Annotated in this window: 6 protein-coding genes and 3 pseudogenes; 3 read left to right on the plus strand and 6 right to left on the minus strand. The window is 59.3% G+C overall.

Annotated elements, in window-relative coordinates; all coding sequences use genetic code 11:
- The first annotated feature begins 558 nt into the window (after positions 1 to 558).
- A complete protein-coding gene (hisC, locus tag AC0WRY_RS37950; RefSeq protein WP_232995662.1) occupies positions 559 to 1,611 on the plus strand; it encodes a histidinol-phosphate transaminase in 1,053 nt (350 codons plus the stop codon).
- Between the two features lie 37 nt (positions 1,612 to 1,648).
- Complete coding sequence (locus AC0WRY_RS37955) at positions 1,649 to 2,662, plus strand: LLM class flavin-dependent oxidoreductase (RefSeq protein WP_128955129.1); 1,014 nt, start codon at positions 1,649 to 1,651, stop codon at positions 2,660 to 2,662.
- Positions 2,663 to 3,610: 948 nt separating this feature from the next.
- Here AC0WRY_RS37955 and istB read toward each other — a convergent pair.
- The 4 genes and pseudogenes from istB to AC0WRY_RS37975 form a co-directional block, all read right to left on the minus strand.
- A pseudogene (gene istB / locus AC0WRY_RS37960) lies at positions 3,611 to 4,495 on the minus strand (IS21-like element helper ATPase IstB); the annotation flags it as partial.
- Positions 4,492 to 5,964, minus strand: a pseudogene (istA, locus tag AC0WRY_RS37965) (IS21 family transposase). The pseudogenes istA and istB, both read right to left, overlap by 4 nt.
- 281 nt (positions 5,965 to 6,245) lie before the next feature.
- Positions 6,246 to 7,271 carry an IS110 family RNA-guided transposase gene (locus AC0WRY_RS37970; RefSeq protein ID WP_164934317.1) on the minus strand — a complete coding sequence of 342 codons (1,026 nt, stop codon included), beginning with the start codon at positions 7,269 to 7,271 and terminating at the stop codon, positions 6,246 to 6,248.
- Positions 7,272 to 7,602: 331 nt separating this feature from the next.
- Positions 7,603 to 7,917, minus strand: a pseudogene (locus AC0WRY_RS37975) (integrase core domain-containing protein); the annotation flags it as partial.
- Between the two features lie 232 nt (positions 7,918 to 8,149).
- Between AC0WRY_RS37975 and AC0WRY_RS37980 the strand changes: the two are divergent.
- The gene (locus AC0WRY_RS37980) at positions 8,150 to 8,320 is read left to right on the plus strand and encodes a transposase domain-containing protein (protein WP_476727273.1); all 171 of its coding nucleotides are present in this window, start codon (positions 8,150 to 8,152) and stop codon (positions 8,318 to 8,320) included.
- A 169-nt stretch (positions 8,321 to 8,489) separates the two neighbouring features.
- Here AC0WRY_RS37980 and AC0WRY_RS37985 read toward each other — a convergent pair whose 3' ends face one another.
- Both AC0WRY_RS37985 and dctA read right to left on the minus strand, forming a co-directional pair.
- Entirely contained in the window at positions 8,490 to 9,161 is a 672-nt protein-coding gene (locus tag AC0WRY_RS37985; RefSeq protein ID WP_128929894.1) for an FkbM family methyltransferase, read from the minus strand.
- Between the two features lie 839 nt (positions 9,162 to 10,000).
- Positions 10,001 to 11,230, minus strand: a complete 1,230-nt coding sequence (gene dctA / locus AC0WRY_RS37990) for a C4-dicarboxylate transporter DctA (RefSeq protein WP_206733223.1) — start codon at positions 11,228 to 11,230, stop codon at positions 10,001 to 10,003.
- Between the last annotated feature and the right edge of the window lie 366 nt (positions 11,231 to 11,596).

An 11,596-nucleotide genomic window follows, 5' to 3' on the forward strand; every position in this document is an offset into this window, starting at 1 on the left:
TGTGCGGTGTGGCACCGGGCTGTTTCTGATCGGTGCGGCATTCAGCGGCAGAGGCTCAACAGGTCATTTGAACAGGCCGGGGGGCAGGCGGTTTGCTTTTGGCGGCCCTGTGGCGAAAGGAGTGATCTGTGAACGGCGGCATTATTGGTTCGGATTGTGTGTGCTTCCAGCTGATTAATGTCGGTCTGCAGGAGCGGCCTTGGGATAAACCACTTGAATCGACCGCAGGGTCAGGTTGTACACGGAAAAGGTGGAAGCGCACAGGCGTGCCGAGTGAGCTCGATTGGTAAGCAATGGCTATGGCGATCGCGCTAGATGCTGTCGGTTAGGGCTGCATTTTGACGCCTTGCTGTGTGACAGCCTCGAGTGTCTTCAACCGAACCCATAGAGCCCAATGTGGGGCACTGTGACCGGCTTTGAACAAACCAAGAGGTGAGGTGCGGCTGGTCCGCAACAGAGATAGGGAAAGCAGCGCGACCTGCGGCAGCAGGCGGATGTCGGGCTGCATAGAGGAGGATCTGGATGTCAGGTGACGAGGAATACCTTCATCGACATGCTATGGCAGACAGGAGTCTCGCGGAAGGCAGATCCGCCGGGATCGCTGCGTACTCGCTGCCATGCGTGAACCTCAACAGGAACGAAAACCCGTTCCCGATGCCTGACGTAGTCATGCGGGCTGCGTTTGCCGCGATTGGAACCCACAATAGGTATCCGGAGGAGGACAGCGGCGGCTTACGATCAGCGGCCGCGCGAGCCTATGGGGTCTCTGTCGAGCAGGTGATCGCAGGAAATGGCTCATCGGAGATTCTCGCACTTATTTACCGGGGGTTTCTTGCCGCTGGCGATACTGTCGGAATGTTGTCGCCCGGCTTTTCGTTCAATCATAAATTGGCGGCGGTGAACGGAGCGCGCTTGCTTGAAGTTGATTGGGCCGATCACAATGCTCTGCCGGCGAGCCAAAGTGTTCGGCAGGCGGCAGGAGACGCAAAGTTCATCGTGCTCGCCAACCCAAATAACCCAACAGGGACATTCGTTCAGATCGCGGAAATTGAGCGACTGGTCGCTGAAACGGATCAGCTTATCGTGCTCGATGAGGCGTATGTCGACTTTGCTCCAGACAATGCACTGGGTCTGATCGACCGATATCAGAATCTTCTGCTGCTAAGGACGTTTTCGAAGAGTTACGCTGCAGCGGGCCTTCGCATCGGCTTTGGCCTCGGTAACCCGCGGGTGATTGCAAGACTGCGTAGCATACAGAACCCTTTCAACATGAGCGTGATTAGCCAGTCCGTTGGCGTCAGCATCCTCGAGCATCGTAATGCCTACGATCAGTGCATTGAATGCATTGTTCAGGAAAGGGAGAGAACTATGGTGGCGCTGTCGGCGCTTGGATTCTATGTCCTGCCATCACATGCAAACTTTGTATTGGCTCGCGTACCGCTTGGGTACGACGGTAGATGGTGGCAGCAAGCCTTAGAGAGGAAGAATGTGAACGTTGCGGTGTTTCCCGAGGGGGACCTTGGGGGCTTCATAAGAATCTCAATAGGTGCGGCGGAGCAGATGGACACCTGTTTATCTGTGGTCAGTGGCATTGCTGGGGGGCTGATCTGATTAATGAGAACGATTTCGTCAAATCGGGAGGACTAACGTGACAAATGTATCACGTCGAATACGGCTTGGAATCTTTGACCACTTGGACGAAGACGGTCTCGACTTATCGCAGCAGTATAACGATCGACTGGTGTTGGCCGAAGCGTGTGACCGGTTGGGATACCACGCGTACCATCTTGCCGAGCACCATTGCACACCGCACGGGCGATCGCCCTCGCCTAACGTATTTCTGTCGAGCGTTGCGCAGCGTACGAAGCAGCTCCGCATCGGGCCGATGGTCATGCTGCTAAGCCTTCAGCACCCCCTTCGGGCCTATGAAGAGGCATGCATGCTGGATCATTTGAGCGGCGGTCGTCTTGAGCTCGGTATCGGGTGGGGCTCTCTACCGATTGAATTGGGGTACTTCGGGGTTAGCGCAGAGAGCGCTCGCGAGCTGTATTCCGAAGGAATGGAGATCTTGACCAGAGCGATGCGAGGCGGGACCTTGTCCTACGAAGGTCAGCATTATCGCCTCCACGAAGTGCCGTTAGCAATTACGCCTTATCAGCGTCCCCATCCACCGACCTGGATTCCCGTGAGCCAGCCCGGCTCTGCGCGAGCGGCCGCTGAGATCGGTGCCAATATCGCGAGCATTGGCCCGGCCTCTATGGTTCGGAAATCGACTGACGCGTACCGCGCGTGCAATTGGCGCGGAGGGGCTCCGCTTGTCGGTTTGCTTCGCATGATTGTAGCAGACACTTCGGAAGCTCATGCGTATTCGCTAGCTGCAGCGGCTTACGACAGATGGCTCACGAGCTTTAGGGTCCTTTATGATCTCAGCGGGGTACCTGCCCCTCCGAACCTTCCGCCAACCTTCGAAGCAGCAATTGAAAGTGAATTGTGCGTTGTCGGAACCGCCGCTTCTGTGCGAAGTGTCCTTATTGATCACCTGGAGCAAGCGGGAGCTAACTATCTTCTCTGCCAAGTGGCCTTTGGCGATCTCCCGCTTGTTGCGGCCTTGAACACGGCGACTATTCTCCGGTCCGAACTTATGGCGGGAGGCGGCCCATGAACCTCTTAGGATAAGAGTGATAAACCTTTCGGTGGGCTGAAGCCCATGATCCTCTCTGGACAGGCGCTGCGGCGCCAGGTCGAGCGCCTGTGAAGCGGATGCCCGCTCGGCTGCACCTAGTGCAGTCGAGCGGGCACATCAAGTGTTCGAAGCATGGTTGTCCCAGGCGGCGCGGGTGAGTACTCCAGGTCTGCTCATTCGGCGGGCTTTCCGGGCGCTGAACGAGCGAGTGGTGGTGCCTCGCAAGGTGGCGAGGTCCGATGACCTCGAGGTGGGCTCTGTATTTAACAGGAGAGTGACGACCGACTGAGGGCGGATCAGTCAGCCGAGCAATGCGAAATGTCAAAGAGAGACAGAAGCTGTTGTAGTAGGAGGTTAGATGGCGAGAAGTTGGTTAGGAAGATGAAGGTTTGTGAACTTGTCGAGCTTTTGTCGAGATGCGAGCAGGATGCGGTAGTCGTCATCACGGACGGTTCGTCGTCCTCGATTGCCGTGGCTGTGGTTTGCACGGTCCAAACCGGATGGGCCCACAGCCAGCAAGCGAACCCCAATTTGTCATTCCTGCCCGACGGATTGGATCATGCCATGTTACCGAGAGGTAGCAATTTGGCGCGTGGGGTGAGATTACTTGGCCCTAGATGTGAGCCGTTGTTGCTCCTTCAGTAGACATTCCGGGGACGACAGTGCCGGCGTCTGTCCCCAGTCTGGCGTCATCCGTGCTTGACTGTTGGACGGGCGGCTCGTTCCGACAAAGGCATGGAACTTGGCGACTCCCATTTGGAACTTCTGGAACTACATCAGCAGCCGTAGACTTTGACTGACCCCCAACGATTATCCAGCCCTGAGTACACTCTGGCTGTTGGATTCCCGATTGGGGTCGTAGCGACGGGAGCTGATGTAGCGCGGCAATCTGGGTAGGAAGTGCGCGGCAATCAGGATGGCGAGGCGTGTCGCGGCCTGATGATGATTGCCGCGATGATTGTCGCGCGCAAGAGTTTTGTTGAACTCTGATTGTCGCGCAGCGTCAATCAGCGACGGTTTTGGATGTCGCGTGCGATGGCGGCCGTCCGGGACCGCGTTTTCGTTCGAGGGCGGTCCGTCTGCGATAGCTCTCGACGTTCATCTCGACGATGGTGGCGTGATGAACGAGGCGATCGATAGCGGCCAGGTCATGGCGGGGTCCGGGAAGACCCTGTTCCATTCGCCGAATGGCTGATTGGCGGTGATCAGCATCGAGCGGCGCTCGTAGCGTGCGCTGATGAGCTCGAACAGCACGCTGGTCTCGGCCTGATCCTTGGTGACGTAAGCGAGATCATCAAGAATCAGGAGATCGAAGCGATCGAGACGATTGATGGCCGCCTCGAGGTTAAGCTCGCGTCGCGCTAGCTGGAGCTTCTGCACGAGATCGGTGGTCCGGGTGAAGAGGACGCGCCATCCGTTCTCGATGAGGGCCAGGCCGATCGCTGCCGCCAAGTGGCTCTTTCCGCCGCCGGGCGGGCCGAACAACAGCAAATTGGCGCCCTTGCCCAGCCAGCTGTCACCGGCGAGCGCCATCACCTGCGCCTTTGAGATCATCGGCACAGCTTCGAAGTCGAAGCTGTCGAAGGTCTTTCCGGTGGGCAAACGTGCTTCGACAAGGTGTCGTTCGGTCCGACGGCGGCCGCGTTCGGCAATCTCGTGCTCGGCGATGGTCGCGAGGAAGCGGCCGGCCGGCCAGCCTTCCTTGTCGGACTGTTCGGCAAATTGCGCCCACAGCACCTTGATGGCAGGCAGACGGAGCTCATTGAGCAACAGATTGAGGCGCGCGGCATCAACCGTGTTCGTTACGCTCATGCGGCACCTCCGGTCTCGGCGGTACCGATGAGGCATTCGTAGGTCGCAAGCGGCACGAGCTGCACCACGACGTTCGGCAGGTTGGCGGGATCGGGGGCGAAGTAAGCACGTAGCCGGTTGATGTCGGGCAGTTGGCCGGCCTCGAGGTCGGCGGTGAGCTGATCGGCGAGTTCGGTCTCGCAGCCGCGTTCATGAGCGAGCGCGAGGAGATCGACCATGATCCGGCAGGCTTTTTTGTCCGGCAAGCGTTCGCGCAAGCGATCGAAGGTCTTCCGGTAGGCATCGCGCGGGAACAGCCGATCCCGGTAGACCAGATTGAGAAGTGCCATCGGCTTGCGCCGCAGGGAATGGATCACGTGCCGATAATCGACGACCTGGTCGTACTTGCCATTGGGATGCGGCCGCCCACGCGGCAAGGTGACGAGATGGGTGCCCCCGACGAACACGTCGAGACGATCGTCGTAAAGGCGCACCCGCAGCCGGTGACCGATCAGGCGCGATGGCACCGTGTAGAACACCTTGCGCAGGGTGAAGCCGCCGGACGAGGTCACGCGGACGATCACCTCTTCGTAGTCGGAGGTGCGCCGATCGGGCAGCTCCTGCAACACCACGCGCTCGCTATCGATCCGCTTGGCGTTGCGGGCATTGCGGCGGCTGACGATCTCGTCGATGAAGCCGCGATAGGTGGCAAGATCGTCGAAGTCGACAGTTCCGCGCAGCAGCAAGGCGTCCGCGATTGCTCGCTTGAGATGACCGTGAGGCCCTTCGATCGAGCCATTCTCGTGGGCGACGCCTCGATTGTTGCGGGAAGGCCGCATGCCGTAATGGGCACAAAGGGCCTCGTATCGCTGCGTCAGATCGTCCCGTGCATCACGATTGAGATTGCAGAATGCGGCCGACAGACTGTCGGTCCGATGCTCCCGCGGCGCCCCACCGAGCGACCAGAGGGCATTCTGCAGGCCTTCCGCCAGGGCGACGAAGCTCTCGCCGCCAAGCACGACGTGGGCGTGCTCGAACCCGCAATAGGCCAAACGGAAGTGATAGAGACGATGATCCAACGGAGCACCCGCGATCGTCACACCCAACTCGTCCATGTCTGTGAAGTCGGAGAGGCCGAGTTGGCCAGGCTCGTGGGTTTGGCGGAAGATCACCTCCTGCTCCTCGCCGTGGACCGCCCGCTATGCACGGATCCGACGTTCCAGGGTACGACGGATACCGATGCCGAGATCCGGATGACGCCGTAGCATCTCCTCGAACACCGCCACCGGGCGTAAGCCAGGTGCCGCCTTCAGGATCGGGACGATCTCGGTCTCGAACACCTCGCTCAACGGGTCCGGTCGTCGCCGGCCGCGGGGCGCCTTCCTTTGCGATGGAAATCGGGGATCTCTCTCGATCCGATAGGCGGTCGACGCACTGAATGACGCCTTGGCCGCCGCCACTGGCGGGCTATCGGTCTGACGGTACTTCATGTAGAGCCTTCTGTGGTTGCCGCCCGCAATGCAAGAAGTTTCTGACCCTTTGGCGTGTGATCGAGTGCGGTCTTCTGTCAGGCCTTCCTTTACGGCATTTTCAGAAGCCGCTGGCCGGTATGGTGATCCGCGGACCAGGTCCAATTCTCATCTCCGAGCACGTCGGCTCTTTGGCTCTAGCTGGTTTCCTGATCCAGATCTGTTCGATCGTTGCGCCCATTCGGGTCGTCGCCTTCTCACACCCCCTTCGCCAACGTCAGGCTATTTCGTGCTGCATGCAGTCATGCCGTCACTGCCTGCGCTGGGTTCCGATAATCCTCCTTCCGGGTGAGCATGGCCCAAATCGTCCGAGCCATCTTGTTCGCCAAGGCGATCGCCACAAGCATGCGCGGCTTCCTCGCCAGCATCTGCGCCAGCCAGGATCCGCTAGGGATCGACTTGCGCCCGAGCCAGTTCAGCCGCGACATCGCCCCAACGATGAGCAACTGGCGAATGTCCGCCTGTCCTTCCTTCGAAACGCGTCCGAGCCTTTCCTTTCCCCCTGAGGAATGTTGCCGTGGGACCAAGCCGAGCCAAGCCGCGAAGTCTCGGCCACGTCGAAAGGCCGCCATGTCGGGCGCGAAAGCCTCGATCGCGAGTGCGGTCAGCGGGCCGACCCCCGGCATTGTCTGCAGCCGCTGCGCCGTGACCGTCCGCGTCGCCAACTTCTTGAGCTGCTCTGCCTTGGCATCGATCCGCTCCGTCTTGTAGGCGATCTGATCAATGAGACTCCGACATTCCTCGCGGACCAGTTCTGGTAGATCGCTGTTCGGATCTTCGAGGATTGCGTCAATGCGTTTAAGTTGTTCGATTCCTTGCGGGATGATATGGCCGAATTCGTAGAGAACAGAACGCAGCGCATTCACCAGATCGGTGCGCTGATGAACAAGGCGCTTCCGAGCCCGAAAGAGCACTGCCCTGGCCTGCTGTTCTTCCGATTTCGGCTCGACGAAGCGCATCTCGGGGCGCTGTGCCGCGATCACGATTGCTTCGGCATCAGCCGCGTCGTTCTTTTGGCGTTTCACAAAAGGCTTCACATATTGCGGAGCGATCAGTTTCACTTCATGGCCGAGCTTGACCATCTCCCGTGCCCAATAGTGGGCGCTGCCACAGGCTTCCATCACCACCACTGCCGATGGGTGGCCCGCCATGAACTTCCGAAACTGAAGCCGCGACAGTTTCTTTCGAAATTTCAAGTGTCCCGCCATTGACGCCCCGTGGAGCTGAAACACATTCTTGGCTAGATCCACTCCGATCACCGTATCCATCAATTTGCCGTCCTCTTCGCTTCGGGGTTCAAACACTGCGTTCTTGGCACATTACGATGCCGTCTGGGGAGGGCGGCAACCATCCCATCTCATCTGGTGATCTGTGATGTGTCGGCCGGGCACGCGAGTGATTCCTCTTGGCGGAAGAACCACTTGCATAACCCCGCCGGCCGCGATCACCAGTCGGCGCGGTCCTCCTCGGGATCGCGCCGACGCTGGGCTCGTAACTCCGGTCGGGCTACGCCCTCCCTACGTCACGAGCCCAGCGAAACTCTCTCACCTTGATTGACGCTGCCTTCCATCCTGATCGCCGCGCGACAAGCTGACGCGGAGCCTTCGCATAGCGCAGTGCCAGATCCCGGCAGGTGAAGACGAACCCGAACGGGGTCTTCCATCCGAGCTGGGAGTGTGGTCGCGCGTCGTTGTAATCGGCCCGCCGGCACCCAGGCACGACACGGGCCTGGGCAGGGACGTAAACAGCGGCTCGCCCCGCAGCTGGCCATTGAAGTCTTCGATGCGCATTCTGCATAGGCTTGCCGGGCCCCATTTAGTGCCAGGCTAGGCGGCTCTGATCAGCCCACGACATGATGCCATTGCTGTCGGCCTCGCTGTTGTCGTTGACCACCATCTTGGAGTTGCCGCGCTCAATGGAGTTAAATCGGTTGCGCGATCAGCGGTTCGGACGCTGCAGACAGCCTGCGCGGCGGACGTAAGTCCGGTTCGCCGGCGGGGCGGAAGGCAAGCGGGGACCTAGCTGATCGAGAGATCGAGAAGCTCACGCTCAAGAAGCTCCAGCACGAGCAGTTCGGACAGTCCTCCGGAGCGAGGCGCATTGCTGGACTGGCTCGAGCTGCAGCTCGCTGGCCTGGAGGAAAAAGCTGGGCAGTCCAGACCGGTCTCAGGTGGCTGCGGACAAGATGGCGGTGCCATCGTTCGAGCGCCGCAAGCCAGCCCGCCGGCCACTGGCGGAGCATCTCCCACGGGAACGCATCGATCTATGCGCCACCTGCGATCTGCCCATGCATGCCTCCGGGCTGGGAATTGTCTGAGCCGTATCCTGGCGCGCTTTGGATAGCCAACGAGCCACCCTAGGCGGTATGCAAACAAAGCTTCGGCAACTTGCCACTTCATCGTCGGCCCCGCGATAGGAGTGCTGCGGTACAAACAAGCCCGCGAACCGCGCATGTCGGTCATCCACTCTGCCGAGCGTGGCTTTCCTCAAACAGACCGGAGCACCTTGTTTCTAAGCAGAACGTCGCCCTCAATCTCTCGCGGATACAGAGTAACCACTTCGAACGCGGGAAGGAGGTCAAGGATGGAGCGCAGTGAAAGCTGGCCTTCGTACAGTTCGCGGTCACTATACTCGGTGTAGATGAACCGTGTTCTGCCCAGGGTTTTCTGACCGCCAGCGATTACGTCCGACTCAGCTCCTTGAACATCCATCCAGATTAGATCAACAGGGCCGCTGAGACCAGCTTCGCCGCTCCAGTCATCCAGTCGCTGGGTCTCGACCAGAATCGAGTCATCAAAGCGAACCCAATCATATTCTGAAAGGTGATTTTTGGGTCTACGTATGGAGCCCGATAAGTCCCACCCCCTCGCATCTCCGTCCCCATTGCTCGGATGAAACTCGATGGTACCGTTTCGATCACTGATGGCGAGCTGCATGAGCGCCACGTTGGGTCGAGCCAGACGCTTATTCTCCTTGAAGCGAGCTATTGCGCGAGGGTCAGGTTCAAAGCAGTATACGCTGGCGTCTGGACACAGCTCAAGAAATCGCTGTGTGTCGCTACCATCATTGCATCCAATGTCCAAGATAACCGGGCATGTGACCCGAAGATGAGAAACGATCTTCTGGTGTATTTCCAGTGTAGGTAACGACTCTAGCATCTGTCCTTATCCTTTTCGTTGCGATGTGTGTTAACCGGTGGAACCAGGAGCCTGGGAGGTGCTGGCGGGTTGCTCAATAAGGGCACTCGTCGAGTAACGAGTAACAACGTTGAGAGGGCAATGGCAGCTCTGTTGCGAGGCTCTGGCGGATCATTGACCGGGGTAAGTAGCCTTTGGCTCAGAGCCGCGTTCACAAGTGGAAATTGCGAGGTCGAGGAAACGGTGCGGCTACCCGAGAGCACGCGATCGGAGGCGAGACAGGCAACCCTATGGTTGGATAGAGCGTCCACAATCGGTGAGATCTGGCCAAGCAGTAGGCAAATAGGAGCGTATCAACAATCGTGTTTCCGGTAGCGTTCTGCGCCCTAATATTCATTGAGGGATCTCTATTTGCGAGCTCGCACCGAGCTGCTGCTTACTATTGCGCGGCCCACCCTCGGCTGTACAATCGATTTCAATGATGGGCTATATTTGGCTAATGGATAGTTGGCCTCCAGAGGCCAGCGAAAAGGTCATTTAAATACAACACACGCGCAATCACCGTCCGATGGTGGCGCCTGGGGTCTGGCCGCGTGCTGCCGGGCGTACGGGGCCACCCGCACTCGCGATGATTATGGTCATTCAAACTTAGGTGGGGACCCGATGCCCTGCCCTCTCTAAGTTGATGTGCGACACCACGATGGCACGTCACTTACAAAGATGGCATCAATGGCCGTTGACATACTGCCGAGTGAACGGCTCCGGTGCTCGGTTTCAAGACCTATGTTCATACCAACTTGTGCACCGTGCAGGCCGCCGCGCCATGACAGGGTGCGAGATGACGGCCATAACGGCTGCAACTAATAGCTCAGAGCCGCATTAAAGGTCTCTCGGTCGAGCTCGCCCTCGGACGAGGCAACGATCACGCAGGCCACGCCGTTGCCACAGAGGTTGGTCAACGCGCGGCATTCGCTCATGAACTTGTCTATGCCCAGCACGATGGCCATGCCCGGCACGAGCCGTGGATCTACGACCGCGAGCGTCGCCGCCAGCGTGATGAAGCCTGCACCGGCGATGCCAGAGGCCCCCTTCGAGGTCAGCATCGCCACGAGCAGGATCGTGAGTTGCTGGCTGAACGTCAGATCGTAGCCGAGCGCCTGCGAGATAAAGAGCGTCGCTAGCGTCATGTAGATGTTGGTGCCGTCGAGATTGAACGAATAACCCGTGGGCACCACGAGGCCGACCACCGATTTTGAGCAGCCGAGACGTTCCAGCTTCTCCATCAAGGACGGCAGCGCGCTCTCCGAGGACGAGGTGCCGAGCACGATCAGCAGCTCGTCCTTGATGTAGGCGAGGAACTTGAAGATCGAGAAGCCGGCAAGGCGCGCGATAATGCCGAGCACCAGGAGCACGAATAGGGCCGCAGTGACGTAGAAGGTCGCGATCAGGCCCATCAAATTGAGGATCGCGCCGGTCCCGAACTTGCCGATCGTGTAGGCCATCGCGCCGAAGGCGCCGACCGGCGCCGCGCGCATTACGATCGAGATCACGCCGAACACCGCATGCGCGGCATCATCGATGAAGCTGCGGATCAAATGGCCGCGTTCGCCGAGCCCCAGGATAGCGAAGCCGAACAGGACGGAGAACAGCAGCACTTGCAGGATCTCGCCTTGCGCGAAGGCGCCGACCACGGTGTCGGGAATGATGTGCAGGATGAAGTCGACCGACTTCTGGCCTTCGGCCTGCTTGGCGTAGTTGGCGACCGCCTGCGCGTTGGCCGCCGCACTGCCGAAGCCCGCGCCCGGCCTCACGACATTGCCGATGATGAGGCCGATGATGAGCGCGAAGGTGGAGACGACCTCGAAATAGACCAACGCCTTCACGCCGATGCGTCCGACCTTCTTGGCATCATGGATATGGGCGATGCCGGAGACGACGGTGCAGAAGACGATCGGAGCGATCACCATCTTGATCAACTTGATGAAGCCCTCGCCCAGCGCCTTGATCCAGTCATTAGTGGCCAGGTGCGGCCAGCGCCAGCCGACGATGCCGCCGAGAGCAATTGCCGCCAAAACCTGGACATATAGCATTTTATGTGAGCGGGCTCCGGCACGCGGCTGCTCGGCGCGCCCGACGCCTCCAATGGGTTTGGTCATGTCTCCATCCTTCCTGGCGATCGGCTCCCAGTGTGCAGAACGAGCTTTGGCGTTGGCAGCGCCAGTGAGGCATAGTGGCCGGCATGTTATTGGGGCATGTGGGCGTGCTCAGGAAGGCGGCTTAAGCGGTTTCGCCTCAGGCCGATCCCGAGTTCATTCGAGTATTTTTAGGCTGTCGTGGATCAAACCAAAAAGAGCCAGCGATTGAGCTGTTTTTGCGCAGCCTCGTCGCCACCGGTCAGCGGGCAATAGCTGCCTTACACGCTCCCAGTCTAGGTGATCCAAAATCACGACCTTCAT

The sequence above is a fragment of the Bradyrhizobium sp. T-12 genome (assembly GCF_058314695.1).

What these genes read in the sequence shown, in the direction of transcription:
- hisC (WP_232995662.1), top strand. Translation starts at nt 559, where the DNA reads ATGGCAGACAGGAGTCTCGCGGAAGGCAGATCCGCCGGGATCGCTGCG.
- AC0WRY_RS37970 (WP_164934317.1), bottom strand. Translation starts at nt 7,271, where the DNA reads ATGGATACGGTGATCGGAGTGGATCTAGCCAAGAATGTGTTTCAGCTC.
- AC0WRY_RS37985 (WP_128929894.1), bottom strand. Translation starts at nt 9,161, where the DNA reads ATGCTAGAGTCGTTACCTACACTGGAAATACACCAGAAGATCGTTTCT.
- dctA (WP_206733223.1), bottom strand. Translation starts at nt 11,230, where the DNA reads ATGCTATATGTCCAGGTTTTGGCGGCAATTGCTCTCGGCGGCATCGTC.